A 13,907-nucleotide genomic window follows, 5' to 3' on the forward strand; every position below is an offset into this window, starting at 1 on the left:
CGCGGCACCCGCGGACGCCGGCGGCCCCTGGAGCGTCTCCCGCACGCCCCGCTCGCGCCACGCCTCGAGCCGGGCGCGCACGTCGTCGCGCCGCTCGTCGGCGAGCGCGGTCGCGTACGCGCGCTCGAGCACGTCGTCGATCGCGAGCCGCCGGCCCGTGTCCTTCGACTCGATCGCGGCCTCCACCATCGCGAGGCTCATCACGTTGCCGTGCACCTCGCCGTGCGGCCGCTCCCCCGTGCGCAGCGCGCGCACGAAGGCGCGCAGCGATCCGGCGATCTCGACCCCCACCGACCCGGCGGCCGCGGGCTCCGCGGGCGGGCCGTCGGGCGCGTCCGCGATCTCGCTCGTCGGGTCGTGGTCGCCGTCCCACAGCGCGGTGCCGTGGGCGCCGCTCACCCGCCAGGATCCGTTCCACGACGTCTCCGCGCCCGGGCTGCACCAGCTGCCCGTGTAGACGTAGCGCACGCCGCCCTCGAACGCGAAGACCACGGTGGCGCCCGCGTCGCCGCGGTACCAGCTCCACGCGGGGTTGTACGACTCGCAGTAGACGCTCACGGGATCCGCGTCGAGCAGGTACCGCACGGCGTCGAACTGGTGCACCGCCATGTCGAGCAGCAGCACGTCGTCCATCTCCTCGCGGAACCCGCCGAAGTGCGGGGCCTTGAAGAACTCCGTCGTGACGATGCCGACGCCGCCGAGGTCGGCCGCCCGCCGCTTCAGGGCGACGAGGTGGTCGTTGTAGCGGCGCGACTGGCTGACCATGAACAGCTCGCCCGTGATCTCCGCGGCCGCCGCGAGCGACAGCCCCTCGGCGACCGTGAGCGCGACGGGCTTCTCGCCGAGCACCGGGATCCCGGCGAACAGCGCCTGCGTGGTGACGGGGTGGTGCGCGCGCGGGATGGTGACGTCGATCACCGCGTCGGGCCGCAGCCGCGCGATCAGCTGACCGAGGTCGGTGGACGCCTCCGCGGATGCCCCGTGCGCCGCGGCACCCGCGCGGGCCGCCTGCTCGTCGAGGTCGACGACGCCCACGAGCTCGACGTCGGGATCCTCCGCGATGGTCTTCAGCCACGCCTGCCCCATGCCGCCCGCGCCGACCTGCACGACCCGCAGGCGCGCGCCGTCGGCGGGCGCGACGATCCGGTGAGCCGGGCCCGTGCGCGCGTCACCGGCCGTCATCGCTCGAGCGCCCCGGCGTAGTCGGTGCCGTCGTAGTACTCGCCGAGCTCGTAGCGCAGCAGCGTGGGCGTCTCGCGGCGGTCGGGCCGCGCCCACTCGCAGGCGTTCGCGATCACGCGGCGCACGTCCGGGTGGTGGTACACGGGGAAGTCCTGGTCGCCGGGCGAGAAGAAGAAGATCCGGCCGAAGCCGCGGCGGTAGGTCATGCCGCTGCGGAACACCTCGCCGCCCGTGAAGCCCGAAATGAAGACGAGCTCGTCGGGCGTGGGAACGTCGAAGTACTCGCCGTACATCTCCTGCTCGTCGATGACGATGGGGTTGGGGACGCCGCGGGTGATGGGGTGCTGCGGGTTCACGGTCCACACCAGCTCGCGGTCGTGCTCGCTGCGCCAGCGGAGGGTGCAGGTCGTGCCCATGAGCTTCGTGAAGATCTTCGACCAGTGCCCGGAGTGCAGCACGATGAGGCCCATGCCGTCGAGCACGTGGCGGTGCACCCGCTCGACGACCTGGTCGTCCACCTCGGCGTGGGCCGCGTGGCCCCACCAGGTGAGGACGTCGGTGCGGGCGAGCAGCTCCTCGGTGAGGCCGTGCTCGGGCTGGTCCATGGTCGCGATCTCGACGTGCGCGTCGGGCAGGTTCTCCTGCACGCCCTCGGCGACGGCGCCGTGCATCCCGGTCGGGTAGCGGTCGCGGACGTGCTGCTCGATCTGCTCGTGGCGGTTCTCGCCCCAGACGGTGACGCGGAGCGGGGAGGTCGGGTCGGTCATGGTCTTCCTTCTGATGGGGTGGTGCGGGTGTCGGAGGCGGCGGGAGGGCCGTCGGGGGCGCGGGCGTGCGGGAGCCGGATCACTTGACCGCGCCGCCCGTCGCCCCTGCCGCGATGAAGCGCTGCGCCGCGAGGAGCAGGATGATCGCCGGCAGCGAGGCGAGCACCGCCGTCGCCATCACCGTGCTCCAGTCGGCGGTGTACGTGCCGATGTACTGGTAGATCCCGAGCGTGATGGGGCGCACGTCGTCGGTCGTCGTGAGAGTCAGCGCGAACAGGAAGTCGCTCCAGGTGAAGAGGAACGTGAAGAGCCCGGCCGTGATCACGGCGTTGAGGCTCACGGGCAGGACGATCGAGCGGAAGGCCCGGAAGTTCCCGGCGCCGTCGACCTTCGCGGCCTCGATGATCGACGGCGGGATGCCCGCCATGAACGCCCGCATGATGAGGATCGCGAACGGGATGCCCGCGGTGGAGTCCGCGAGGATCAGGCCCGGGATCGAGTTGAGCAGCCCCAGGTCGTTGTACGCCGCGTAGAGCGCGTTGGCGACGACGATGCCCGGGATCATCTGCGAGATGAGGATCCCGAACAGCACCACGTCGATCCACCGGAAGCGGAACTGCGCGAGCGCGTACGCCGCCGGGGTCGCGATCGCGAGGCTCAGCACCACGCTGCCGAGCGCGATCACCAGGCTCGTGCCGAGCGCCCGCCCCTGCTCCGAGAGCGCGGTCGCGTAGCCCTGGAACTGCGCCTCGAACGGGAACCAGGCCGCCTGGATGGCGGGGCCGGCGGGCTGCAGCGAGATGTTGACCATCCAGTAGACGGGGAACAGCATCACGGCGAGGATCACGACGCCGATCACCGTGGAGACCCAGCTGCGGTCCGCGCGCGGCTTCCGCGAGCCCACGGGCCGCGGCAGGGCAGGACGGGCGGCACGGGCGGCACGGGCGGCGGTGTCAGTCATCGACGGCCTTCCTGTTGGCGCGGAGGTAGACCACCGCGAACACCGCCGAGATGGCGATGAGGATGTTGCTCAGGGCGGCGCCCGACCCGAAGTCGAACTGCTGGAACGAGAGCGTGTACGACTGCGTCGCGATGGTCTGCGTCGAGTTCGCGGGCCCGCCGTTCGTGAGGCCGAGGATGATGTCGAGCACCTTGATCGTGTAGACGACGCCGAGCACGAGCACCACGCCCACCACGGGTCGCAGCAGCGGCCAGGTGATGTGGCGGAAGCCCTTCCAGCCGGTGGCCCCGTCGAGGGACCCGGCCTCGTACAGCTCCGGCGGGATGTCCTGCAGGCCGCCGTAGAGGATCGTCGTGTTGAACGGGATCCCGATCCACACGTTCACGGCGATCACCGTGATGAGCGCGAAGGCCGGGCTGGTGAGCCATGGAACCGGGTCCTGCACGAGCCCCGAGCCGAGGAGCGCCTGGTTGAGCACGCCCGAGTCCTGGTCGAGGATCCACTTCCACACCGCGCTCGAGACGATGAGGGGCAGCAGCCACGGCAGGAGCAGCAGCGCCCGCAGCAGGCCGTTGAGCGGGAAGGACCGGCGGAAGAACAGCGCCAGCACGAGCCCGATGACGAACTGGCCGGCGATCGACCCGGCCGTGAACAGGAACGTGTTGAGCAGCGCCGTGGAGAAGATCCCCGACGAGAGCACCGACGCGTAGTTCGCGAAGCCGACCCACGGCGCCTCGCCCGTGTAGAAGGTCGTCGTCGTGTACTCCTGGAAGCTCATGACGATGTTCTTTACGACCGGGAACCCGAAGAAGAGCACGAGGTAGGCGATCGCCGGCACCAGGAACATCGCCTGGAAGAAGCGCTCCCCCCGGAAGCGGGGTCGACGGCGCACGGGGCCGCGCGCCACGGCCGGATCCACGGCGCCCCGGGCCCGCCCGGCGGCCTGCGCGGTCGGGCGGGCGGGGACGACGGTCGTCGCCATCAGCCCTGCTCGGCGTTCTCCAGCGCGTCCTCCGGCGACGACTGGCCGGTGAGCGCCGACTGCACGGCCGTGTAGATCTTCGTGGCGGCCTTCGGCCACTCCGCGCCGAGCTCGCCGGTGCGGGCGCGGGCGTCGGCGACGAGGTCGACGAACACCTGCTCCTCCGGCACCTGCTGGCCGAACTCGGTGGCGACGGCGGTCTTCGACGGGATGGTGAAGCGCTTGGTCGCCATCTCGAGCTGGTTCTCGTCGGAGTTGAGGCACTCGACGACCTTCGCGGCCGTCTGCTGCTTCGCCTTGTCGCCCGTCTGCGGCACGGTCCACACCTCGCCGCCGAGCGGGGCGACGGCGGTGCCGCCGGCCTCGGGCGCCGGGAGCTTCGCGATGCCGTAGTCGACGCCCGACTCGGTGAGCGCCGGGATCTGCCACGGGCCGTTGATCATCATCGCCGTCTTGCCGGCCATGAACTGGTCGTTGACGTCGGACTGGGTCCAGTTGACGACGCTCTGGGACGCCGAGCCGTCCTTCACGAGGTCGGTCCAGAGCTGCAGCGCCTCCGCGGTCTCAGGGGTCGCGATGTCCTTCTCGTCACCGCCGTTCGACCACATGAAGGGCAGGAACTGCCAGGTGCCCTCGTAGGTGGCGTTGGCGTCCATCGCGATGCCGTAGCGGTCGCCGTCCTTGAGCGCGGCGGCCGCGGTCTTCAGCTCGTCCCACGTGGTGGGCGGCTGGATCCCCGCGTCGGCCAGCATCTGCGTGTTGTAGAAGAGCGCGATCGTGTTGACGGTGGGCGCGAGGCCGTACGTCTTGCCCTCGTAGGTGCCGGCGTCGACGACGCCCTTCGCGTAGCCGTCGGTGGAGATGCCGAAGTCCTCGAGCGGGGCGAGCGCGCCGGTCGCGGCGATCTGCTGGAGGTCGGGGTTGTCGAGCATGAGCACGTCCGGCAGGGTGCGCGACGACGCCTGCTGCAGCACCTTCTGGATGAGGCTCGAGCCGGGGATCGACGTGCGCTCGATGGTGACGCCGAGGGACTCGCCGCACTTCTGGAGGGTGTCGCCGATGACGGTGTCGTCGTTGCCCTCGTTGTAGTAGTCGGTGACGGTGATCGTCTTCGGATCCCCGCCGGACGAGGATCCGCCTCCCCCGCCGCCGGAGCAGCCGGCGAGCACGAGGGGGACGGTGGCCGCGAGGGCGGCGGCGCCGACGAGGCGGCGGCGGGCGGTGGATCGAGGGGACATCGCGTGGTCTCTTCCTTGAGGTGGCGGTGGATCCGGGGCTCGACGACGCCGTGATCCGCCAGCTCGCACGCATCCGGGTGGCATCGTCGCTATCCCGATGGCGGCGACGCTAACACCGCTTCGGGACTCGTGTAAAGCGGTTAACCAGAAAGTTCCCGCGCTCCCGAGCCCCTCCGGGTGGACGCCGCCAGCGGCGGGGCGGATCATGGCGACCACACCCGAACTCGAGGAGGAGCACGTGCGACGACTCACCGCAGGCCTGTTCACGTCCGTCGACGGCGTGGTGGAGTCGCCGCACCTGTTCCAGTACGACTCGTTCGACCCCGAGCTCGGCGCCGGCCTCGGCCGCATGATCTCGTCGGTCACCACCGCCGTGATGGGCCGCCGCGGCTACGAGGACTGGTCGGCGCACTGGCCGGCCGCGCCCGCCGACGACCCGTTCGCCGCGTTCGTCAACCCGCTCGAGAAGCTGGTCGCCACGCGCACCCTCACGGGCGACCTGGGGTGGAACGCCACGCGCATCGAGGGCGACGCGCTCGCGGCGATCGCCCGGCTGAAGGAGACGGAGGGCGGCGAGATCGCCGTGCTGTCGAGCATCTCGCTCACGCGCGCGCTGCTGTTCGCGGGGCTGCTCGACGAGCTGACCCTCATGATCCACCCGGTCGTCGCGGGCGCCGGGCGCCGCCTGTTCGAGCCCGACGACCCGACCACGCGGCTCGAGCTGCGGCGCTCCGAGATCACGAGCGCGGGCAACGCGGTGCTCACCTACGCGCGGCGCACCGGCGACTGAGCCGCGCGGGACGCCCGGCGGTCGGTGGACGCGACGACGCCCCCGGCGCGTGCCGGGGGCGTCGAGGCGGGGATGCGGGGATGCGGTGGGCGACCTAGCGCAGGGTCACGTGCGGGGAGCGGATCGGGTACACGATCCAGTGCGTCCAGCGGGTGTCGACCGTGCCCGTCGTCCAGCGGTAGTTCGCGCCGCGCGAGCAGGCGAAGTCGCTGTACGAGGAGACCGTGTAGCGCGAGTTCGCGAGCAGGTCGACGCCGATGTCGGTCCAGATGGGCAGGCCGGACTGGGGCAGGTCGACGCAGCGCGACCAGCCGGGCACGCCGTTGCCGGGGTTCGGCCCCTGGATGAGGATCGACACGACGACGTCGCCGTACCGCTGCATGTGCGCGGAGAAGTGCACGGTCTGGCGTCGCACGTAGCGGTCGGATGCGGCGACCGGGTCGCCGGCGGGGGCGACCGTGGCGGTCGTGGCGGCGCCCGCCGGGGCGGCGACGGGGGCCGCGGACGCCTGCGCAGCGGGCGCGGTGCCGACGCCGGCGAGGGCGGATCCCGCGATGGCGAGGGCGGCGAGCGCCACGCGGGTGCGGCGCGGACGGGAAGCGGTGGTGCGGACGTGCACGGGGTCTTCCGATCGGGTGGGGGATGCGGGCGGCGACCCGCGGGACGACGGTAGGGGCAGAGCCGTGCCCGGATCCCTCCGGCAGACGAACGTCTGGTGAAGAGAGCGACGGATGGCGCAGGGGCGTGCCGGCCGCGGGTCCGCCGCCGGGCGCGGGCGCCCCGCCGATAGGGTCGCGGGATGCGGATCTCAGTGCTCTTCGGCGGCGAGAGCGAGGAGCGCGACGTCTCCATCGCGAGCGCCGCGCAGGTCGTCCCGGCCCTCCGGCAGCTCGGGCACGAGGTGGTCGCGGTCGACACCGCGCACGGTGCGCTGGACGCCGCCGCCGAGGCGCGGATCCTCACCCCCGACGTCGGCCTGCACCCGCCGACGTCGGCGGAGCTGGCCACCGCGAGCGCGGGCGGATCCGGCGCGGTGCTGCGCCTCCCGGCCGACCTCCGCGACAGCGACCTCGTGTTCCTCGCGCTGCACGGCGGATCCGGCGAGGACGGCCGCCTGCAGGCGCTCCTCGAGCTGGCGGGCATCCCGTTCACGGGATCCGGCTCCCTCGGCAGCGCCCTCGCGATGGACAAGGACGTCGCCAAGACGCTGCTGCGCGCCGGCGGCGTCCGCACGCCCGACTGGCTGATCGACCCCGAGCCCGGCGCGGTCGAGGCCGCCCTCGGGTTCCCGGTGGTCGTGAAGCCGACCGGCCAGGGATCCACCGTCGGGCTCTCCGTGGTGCGCGCCGCCGCGGACCTGCCCGCCGCGCTGGAGCTCGCCGCACGGCACGGCACGGTGATGGTCGAGCGCTTCGTGCGCGGCCGCGAGCTGACGGTCGGCGTGCTCGACGGCGAGGCGCTCGCGGTCGGCGAGATCGGCGTGCCCGTGGACGAGGCGTTCACCTACGCCGCGAAGTACCAGGCCGGGGCGATCGCGGAGACGTTCCCGGCCGACCTGCCGAGCGAGGTGGCGGAGGAGGCGCGGGCCGCGGCCCTGGCGGCCCACCGGATCCTCCGGCTCGACGGCTACAGCCGCTCCGACTTCCGCCTCGATGACGCGGGCATCCTCTGGATCATCGAGGCCAACAGCCTCCCCGGCCTCACCGCGACGAGCCTCCTGCCGCAGTCGGCGGCGGCGGTCGGCATCGGCTACGCCGAGCTGTGCGAGCGGATCGCGCGGGTCGTGCTGCGGGGGCGCGCGGGCTGACGACGCGGGGCGGTCAGCGCGACGCGACCTGCCCGACCGGCGGCAGCAGCCCCTGCTCGGCGGCGGCCGCGCGGGCGATCAGCAGGGTCGGGTCCTCGATGCGGCCCGCGGCGATGAGCGCGTCGAGCTCCGCGACGGGCATGCGGACGAGGCGCACCTGCTCGGACGGGTCGGAGCGGTCGGCGACGCCCGCGGTGGTCGGCGTCGTGCAGGCGAAGACGTGCACGAGCCAGGACGCGCGGCCGGGGTTCACGGCGTAGGTGCGCAGCGGCACGAGGTCGGGCGCGACGAGGCCGAGCTCCTCCTCGAGCTCGCGGCGGGCGGCGTCGGCGGGCTGCTCGGAGGCGTCGCCCGCACCGCCGGGGAGGTCGAGGATCCACCGGCCGAGCGGGTGCCGGTACTGGCGCGACAGGATCACGGCGTCGCCGTCGATCACGAGCGTGGCGACCGCGAACGGCACGCTCTCGTCGACTTCGTAGCGCGACGCGGATCCGTCGGGCAGCTGCACGTCGTGCTCGACCAGGACGACGCGTCCGCGGTGCAGGTCGCGGCGGCCGGTCGTGGTCCAGGTGCGCTCGGGTTCGGGCTGGGCGTCCGCGCTGCTCATCCCGCGAGCCTAGGCCGCGCCCGACGCGGTCGCCCCCAGCGCCCGTGACCACGCGACCTCGCGCGCCAGCTGGCCGCTCGCGCGGAACGCGACGACCTGGCGGGCGCCCGGCAGCGCGGCGGCCAGCGCGTCGCGGTCCGCCTCCGCGAAGCCGAGGCCCTGCCAGAACGGACCGGATCTCCGCGAGAACAGCCACGCGCGCTCGGCACCGGCCGCGGTCGCCTCGGCGAGCGCGTGCCGGGCGAGCGTCGAGCCGAGGCCCCCGGACCGCAGGGAGGGCGCGACCGCGACGCTGCGGATCAGCGCGTGCCGCCCGTCCGCGCTGAGCTCGAAGCCCGTGCTGCCGGTGATGCGGCCGGCCGCGTCGCGCTGGATCCAGAGCCGCACGCCCGGGTCGTCGAGCCCCGTGACGGTGAGGTCCGCCGCCGCGAGGAAGGCGTGCAGCGCCTCGACGTCCGCGGCGGAGGCGACGGGCGACAGGGCCGTCACAGCGCCTGGCCCAGCGCGATCCCGAGGCCCGCCGCCGCGATGCAGACGACGAGCATCCCGACGCCGTTCGCGACCGCCGCACCGACCCGGCCGGCCTGCGCGAGCCGCACGGTCTCGAGGCTGGCGGTGCTGAAGGTCGTGTAGCCGCCCATGAGGCCGCCGCCGAGGATGAGCAGCACCGCGTGCGGGAGGCCCGCCTGCGCGGCGGCGCCCGTGAGCAGGCCGAGCCCGAACGAGCCGGTGACGTTGATGACGGTGGTGCCCCACGGGTACGCCGCGCCGAGGCGGCCGCGGATGACGCCGTCGAGCAGCAGGCGGAGGGCGGCTCCGACGCCGCCGGCCACGCAGATCAGCGCGAACACGAACGGGCCGGTCACGACGCTGCCCCCGTCGCGCGGCCGGCGGCCGACCGGCGGTGGATCGCGGCACCCGCGGCGATCCCGGCGACGGATGCCGCGGCGCCCGCCACGAGCGTGATCCCCGCGTAGGCGAGCGCCGTGCCGAGCGCGGATCCGGTGAGCGACGACGCGTCGGTCGCGAGCGAGCTGTAGGTGGTGAAGCCGCCGAGCACGCCCGTGCCCACGAGCAGCCGGATCGCGCGGCGCCGGCCCTCGTCGGGCCCGCGGCGGGCGAGCGCCTCCAGCAGCGCGCCGAGGACGAAGGCGCCGACCACGTTGATGAGGAGGATCGTCACCGGGATGCCCCCTGCTGGCGCGGGCCAGGTGAGGGCGAGCGCCTCGCGGATCCCCGTGCCGACGGCGCCGCCGAGCGCGACGAGCCCGAGGGACGACCAGCGCAGGTGGACCGGGCGGCCCGGATCGTCGTCCACCTCGACGTCGCTGTCGAGGGGCGCGCCGTCGAAGGGCACGCCGCTGAGGGGCGCGCCGGGGTCGGGCTGCGGGTGATCGGTCATGGGGTCTCCCATCTCGGATGGCATGGCGGTGCCGTGAGACAGGGACTGTCGTCGACGAGGATGTCGAGGTTCGGGTACGGCGAGCCCCACCGCCGTGCCTCCCGCGGGAGGCCCCTCCTCACGGAGGCCGGACCATTGAACCACGGCCCGCCCTGGTCACGGCCGCGCCGCCGGCGGCGTCGCCGCATGGACGCGCACGGCATCGTCGCGTGGCTGAAGGTGGAGCACGGCCTCGGGCACGGGCACGCCGATGCGGTCGTCGCGTTCGTGAAGGCGGCGCGCTCCGTCCGAGGACGGGCCCGCCCGTCCCGCATCGCGCGCCCGTAACCTGGGCGCATGCGCACCCGCCGGACCCTCGTCGCCACCGGGGTCGCGCTCCTCGCCGCGGTCGGCGCCGCGGTCCTCGCGAGCGAGGGGATCCACCGGCTCGCCAGCACGCGCGGCCTCGGTCGCGCGCCGGGCCGTCCCGACGGCACCGTGGGCCGGGAGGTCGTCGTCGTCCTCGGCTTAGGCAACGCCAGCCCGCGCGCCAACCGGATCAACCGCTACCGGGTGCGCGCGGCCCTGCGCTCGATCGACCCGCGGGCCGCGTCGACCGCGCTCGTGCTCTGCGGCGGATCCGTGATGGGCGACGAGCCCGAGGCCCGGATCCTCGCCCGCTTCGCCCGCGACGAGCTCGGCTACGCGGGCCCGGTCGTCCTCGAGGAGGCGAGCACGAGCACGCGCGAGAACGTCGCGAACGCGATCCCGCTGATCGAGGACGCCGACACGATCCGCATCGTCTCCGACCCCGTGCACGCGGAGGAGGCGCGCGGCTACCTGCGCGCCGCGCGCCCCGACCTCGCCGACCGGCTCGCGAGCGCCGACGACTACCGCTTCGGCGAGATGACGTGGATGAAGCCGCTCGCCATCGCCGTCGCGCTGCTGCGGCGGGTGCGCTCCGCCTGAGCCCGGCCCGGCGACGCCGGCCGACGCGCAGCACGCCGCCCTACCGGATCCACCGCCCGCGCGCGCGGATCATCCCGAACCGGTCGCGTCTCCCCAGGCGGCCTCCGCTTCTCCTCGCGGCGGGTTAGCGTCAGCCGCAATGAACACGCTCCGCCCCCTCCTCGTCATGGACTACGCCTTCTCCTACCTCGGTGGGGCCCAGACGGCCGTCGTCCAGCAGGCGCTCGCGCTCGCGCGCGCGGGCCACGCGGTCACCGTCGCGGCACCCGACGCGACCTCCGTGCGCGAGCTGCACGGCACGGGCGTCGCCCTGCACGACATCGCGCCCACCTTCCCCGTCCCGCTCCTCGGCCTGCCGCTCATCCGCGCCGACGCCGCCACCCGACGCGACCTCGGCGCGCTGATGGACGAGGCCGGCACCGACCTCGTCGTCACGCACTCCGAGCACGGGCTGGCGGCGACGGCGCTCCGGCTCGGGCGCGAGCGGGGGATCCCGACCCTGCACACCGTGCACACCTTCTTCCTGCGCGGCCCGGCCTGGGGCGGGTTCCTCGCGCCCGCGGTCACTGCCGTGCACCGCGCGATGACCGGGCTGCCGGATCCGCGCGTGCGGCTGGCCCCGCGCCGCCTCGACAGCGCCCTCCGCGGCACGACCCTCGCTGCCTGCCGCGCGGCCGACCTCGTGCTCTCCCCCTCCGAGCACCAGGCCGTCGCCCTCCGGCGCGCGGGCCTGCCCGCCGTCGAGGTGATCTCCAACACGAGCTGCACCGCGCGCGGAGCGTCCGCCGAGCTCCCCGCGAGCGGCGCGCTGCGGCTCGTCTGGGCGGCCCGGTTCGCGCCCGAGAAGCGCCTCGACGTGATGCTCGAGGCGATGGCGCTGGTCGCCGAGCGGAGCGGACCGGATGCCGTGCACCTCGACCTCGCGGGCGGACGGCCGCGCGCCGCCGTCCCGCCCGGCGTCACCGCGCATGGCCGTGTGTCGACCGCCACCGTGACCGCGCTCCTCCGCGGGGCGCACGCGGCGGTGATCACGTCGCTCGGCTTCGACAACCAGCCGATGATCGCCATGGAGGCCTTCGCGGAAGGGCGCCCGGCGCTCGTCAGCGACCCCGTCCTCGCCGCGGAGTTCGGCGGGGCGGCGGTGCTGGCGGACGGCACGGACGCGGAGGGGCTGGCGACGGTGATCCTCCGGCTGGCCGCCGACCGGCGCCTCCTCGACGCGCACGCCCGCGATGCCAGGAGCCTCGCGTCCGAGGTCGCCCCCGCCGCGCACGCCCGGAGCGTCGAGGAGGCGTGCCGTCGCGTGGTAGGCGCCCGACGCGGATCGGCCTCGGCGTGAGCCGCCCGGACACGCGACCCGGGACGCCCGGCGCCGGCGGGGGCGAGAACGTGGGAACCTCATCCGTGCGCATCCTCTTCTCCGTCGTCCGCATCGCCACCGCGATCGCCGCCGTCATCGGCGTCATCGCCCAGTACCACGTGAACTACGCGTACTGGCAGGACCTCGGCATCACCGGCTTCGCCGGCAAGTCGCTCGACTTCGCCCTCTTCTTCACCGTCGACGCGAACCTGCTCGGCGCGGTCGTGCTGGTCGTCGGCGGCGTCCGGCTCGCGCGGGGCCGCGTGACGGATCCGGGGGTCGGCTGGGTCACGCTGCGGCTCGCGTCCACCGTGTACCTCGTCATCACCGGCATCGTCTGGAACCTGCTGCTCCGCGGCCAGCCCCAGCCGGAACCGCTGAAGCTCGACTGGGCCGACCAGATCGTGCACGTGGCCGTGCCCCTGATCATGCTGCTCGACTGGATACTCGCGCCCGACCGCCGACCGCTCCGCGCGGGCGCCATCGGCCGCGTCATCGCGTTCCCCCTCGCGTGGATCGCCGTCACGCTCGCCCGCGGCCCGTTCACCGGCGACGAGGTCTTCCGGACCGCCACCTACTACCCGTACGGGTTCCTGAACCCGGACTCGTCGCCCGGCGGGTACGGCACGGTCGCCGCGTACGTGGTCGGCCTCACGCTCGCGGTCTGCGCGATCACGGGCGCGCTCGTCCTCGTCTCGCGGTTCCGCGCCCCGACTGACCCGCATCGCGCCGGGGCCCCCGCCATACACTGAGCACGCGCCGACCCGATGCCCCGCCCGGCGCCGCCCGACCGCGAGGAGCCGCCATCCCGACCATGCGAGAGGTCGCCGCGCGCGCGGGGGTCTCGATCGCCACGGTCTCCTTCGTCGTCAACGGCACCAAGGCCGTCTCCGAGCCGACCCGGCGGGCCGTCACCGAGGCGATGCAAGAGCTCGGCTACCGCAACAACGTCGTGGCCCGCGCGCTCGCGAGCAAGCGCACCCGGATCGTCGCGCTGCTGTTCCCGGCCGACGTGCAGCGCCTCAGCCGCATCGCCCTCGAGATCTTCATGAGCGCGGCCACGCGCGCGTCCGAGCTCGGGTACCACCTCGTGCTCTGGCCCACGGGCACGTCGCCGGACGACGTGTCCGACCTGGTGAGCGGCCGGCTCGTCGACGGCGTCATCGTGATGGAGGTGCGCATGGACGACTCGCGCATCCGGGAGCTGGCGGCGCTCGACGTGCCGTACGTCTCCATCGGGCGCACGGCCGACACGCACGACCTGCCCTTCGTCGACATGGACTTCGAGCGCACGGTCGCCGACGGCCTCGACCACCTGCAGGGCCTCGGGCATCGGCGGTTCGGGCTCATGGTGGAGGACCTGGAGGGCGGGCCGCTGCGCGGGTACGGCCCGACGACGCGCACCGAGCGGGCGTTCCTCCGGGAGACGGCGGCCCGCGGGATCGGCGGCGCGGTCGCCCGGTGCGCACCGACGCCGGTGGGGGGACGCGCGGCGGCGGGCGAGCTGCTGGCGGCGGATCCGGGGATCACGGCGGTCATGCTCCTCAACGACCCGGCGGCGCGCGGCCTCATCTCGGGGCTCGACCACGCGGGGCGGCGCGTGCCGGAGGACGTCTCGCTCCTGTCGCTCGCGTCGTCCACCGAGATGGGCGCGCTCGTCGAGCCGGCCCTCAGCACCATGGACGCGCCCGGACCCGAGCTCGGCCGCCTCGCGGTGGAGATGCTGCTGGCGCGGCTCGACGGCACGGCGACGGAGCTGCCGCACGCGCTGCTGCCGTGCCGGCTGCACGAGGCGGCGTCGACCGGGCCGGCGCCGGCCGCCCGCTGATCCGCGGGAGACCGGGCCGGGCGGCCGACGCTCCG

General features: G+C 74.2%; 17 protein-coding genes. 7 read left to right on the top strand and 10 right to left on the bottom strand.

The window, feature by feature from the left end; genetic code table 11:
- The 5 genes from HDR73_RS16400 to HDR73_RS16420 all read right to left on the bottom strand — a co-directional run.
- Positions 1 to 1,182, bottom strand: a 1,182-nt coding sequence (locus HDR73_RS16400) for a Gfo/Idh/MocA family protein (RefSeq protein WP_287136490.1), incomplete at its 3' end; no start/stop codon positions are given.
- Complete coding sequence (locus tag HDR73_RS16405) at positions 1,179 to 1,949, bottom strand: ThuA domain-containing protein (RefSeq protein ID WP_012298261.1); 771 nt, start codon at positions 1,947 to 1,949, stop codon at positions 1,179 to 1,181. The genes HDR73_RS16400 and HDR73_RS16405, both read right to left, overlap by 4 nt.
- A 79-nt stretch (positions 1,950 to 2,028) precedes the next feature.
- Positions 2,029 to 2,910: a carbohydrate ABC transporter permease gene (locus HDR73_RS16410; protein ID WP_012298260.1), complete on the bottom strand. Its 882-nt coding sequence runs from the start codon at positions 2,908 to 2,910 to the stop codon at positions 2,029 to 2,031.
- Positions 2,903 to 3,892, bottom strand: coding sequence for a carbohydrate ABC transporter permease (locus HDR73_RS16415; protein ID WP_041464384.1), 990 nt, complete (start codon positions 3,890 to 3,892; stop codon positions 2,903 to 2,905). The genes HDR73_RS16410 and HDR73_RS16415 overlap by 8 nt, the downstream gene beginning before the upstream one ends.
- The gene (locus HDR73_RS16420; RefSeq protein ID WP_041464383.1) at positions 3,892 to 5,130 is read right to left on the bottom strand and encodes a sugar ABC transporter substrate-binding protein; all 1,239 of its coding nucleotides are present in this window, start codon (positions 5,128 to 5,130) and stop codon (positions 3,892 to 3,894) included. Before HDR73_RS16420 ends, HDR73_RS16415 begins: the two co-directional genes overlap by 1 nt.
- Positions 5,131 to 5,335: 205 nt before the next feature.
- On the opposite strand from HDR73_RS16420, the gene HDR73_RS16425 reads away from it, so the two are divergent.
- A complete protein-coding gene (locus HDR73_RS16425; RefSeq protein WP_012298257.1) occupies positions 5,336 to 5,920 on the top strand; it encodes a dihydrofolate reductase family protein in 585 nt (194 codons plus the stop codon).
- Between the two features lie 94 nt (positions 5,921 to 6,014).
- Here the strand turns inward: HDR73_RS16425 and HDR73_RS16430 are convergent, their stop codons facing one another.
- On the bottom strand, positions 6,015 to 6,539 hold the full coding sequence (locus HDR73_RS16430; protein WP_012298256.1) for a hypothetical protein: 525 nt from the start codon (positions 6,537 to 6,539) through the stop codon (positions 6,015 to 6,017).
- 180 nt (positions 6,540 to 6,719) lie between these two features.
- Here HDR73_RS16430 and HDR73_RS16435 point away from each other — a divergent pair, with 180 nt between their 5' ends.
- Positions 6,720 to 7,727: a D-alanine--D-alanine ligase family protein gene (locus HDR73_RS16435; protein WP_012298255.1), complete on the top strand. Its 1,008-nt coding sequence runs from the start codon at positions 6,720 to 6,722 to the stop codon at positions 7,725 to 7,727.
- A gap of 13 nt (positions 7,728 to 7,740) precedes the next feature.
- On the opposite strand, the gene HDR73_RS16440 is transcribed toward HDR73_RS16435, so the two are convergent.
- Genes HDR73_RS16440 through HDR73_RS16455 form a run of 4 tightly spaced genes read right to left on the bottom strand, consistent with a single transcriptional unit; the run spans position 7,741 to position 9,736 of the window.
- Positions 7,741 to 8,334 (bottom strand): NUDIX hydrolase, encoded by a 594-nt coding sequence (locus tag HDR73_RS16440; protein ID WP_012298254.1) that lies wholly within the window; start codon positions 8,332 to 8,334, stop codon positions 7,741 to 7,743.
- 9 nt (positions 8,335 to 8,343) lie between these two features.
- Positions 8,344 to 8,823 (bottom strand): GNAT family N-acetyltransferase, encoded by a 480-nt coding sequence (locus HDR73_RS16445; protein ID WP_012298253.1) that lies wholly within the window; start codon positions 8,821 to 8,823, stop codon positions 8,344 to 8,346.
- Complete coding sequence (locus HDR73_RS16450) at positions 8,820 to 9,200, bottom strand: fluoride efflux transporter FluC (RefSeq protein ID WP_012298252.1); 381 nt, start codon at positions 9,198 to 9,200, stop codon at positions 8,820 to 8,822. Before HDR73_RS16450 ends, HDR73_RS16445 begins: the two co-directional genes overlap by 4 nt.
- Complete coding sequence (locus HDR73_RS16455; protein WP_012298251.1) at positions 9,197 to 9,736, bottom strand: fluoride efflux transporter FluC; 540 nt, start codon at positions 9,734 to 9,736, stop codon at positions 9,197 to 9,199. Before HDR73_RS16455 ends, HDR73_RS16450 begins: the two co-directional genes overlap by 4 nt.
- Before the next feature lie 186 nt (positions 9,737 to 9,922).
- Here HDR73_RS16455 and HDR73_RS16460 point away from each other — a divergent pair, with 186 nt between their 5' ends.
- From HDR73_RS16460 to HDR73_RS16480, 5 genes are all read left to right on the top strand, one after another.
- Positions 9,923 to 10,063 (top strand): DUF4287 domain-containing protein, encoded by a 141-nt coding sequence (locus HDR73_RS16460; RefSeq protein ID WP_223842725.1) that lies wholly within the window; start codon positions 9,923 to 9,925, stop codon positions 10,061 to 10,063.
- Between the two features lie 9 nt (positions 10,064 to 10,072).
- Positions 10,073 to 10,684 (top strand): YdcF family protein, encoded by a 612-nt coding sequence (locus tag HDR73_RS16465; RefSeq protein WP_012298249.1) that lies wholly within the window; start codon positions 10,073 to 10,075, stop codon positions 10,682 to 10,684.
- Between the two features lie 139 nt (positions 10,685 to 10,823).
- Positions 10,824 to 12,023 carry a glycosyltransferase family 4 protein gene (locus HDR73_RS16470; protein ID WP_041464382.1) on the top strand — a complete coding sequence of 400 codons (1,200 nt, stop codon included), beginning with the start codon at positions 10,824 to 10,826 and terminating at the stop codon, positions 12,021 to 12,023.
- Positions 12,024 to 12,073: 50 nt separating this feature from the next.
- Positions 12,074 to 12,796, top strand: a complete 723-nt coding sequence (locus HDR73_RS16475; protein WP_012298247.1) for a Pr6Pr family membrane protein — start codon at positions 12,074 to 12,076, stop codon at positions 12,794 to 12,796.
- Positions 12,797 to 12,858: 62 nt separating this feature from the next.
- On the top strand, positions 12,859 to 13,872 hold the full coding sequence (locus HDR73_RS16480; protein ID WP_012298246.1) for a LacI family DNA-binding transcriptional regulator: 1,014 nt from the start codon (positions 12,859 to 12,861) through the stop codon (positions 13,870 to 13,872).
- Positions 13,873 to 13,907 lie beyond the last annotated feature (35 nt).

The sequence above is a fragment of the Clavibacter sp. genome (assembly GCF_014802555.1).
Lineage (GTDB): Bacteria > Actinomycetota > Actinomycetes > Actinomycetales > Microbacteriaceae > Clavibacter > Clavibacter sepedonicus.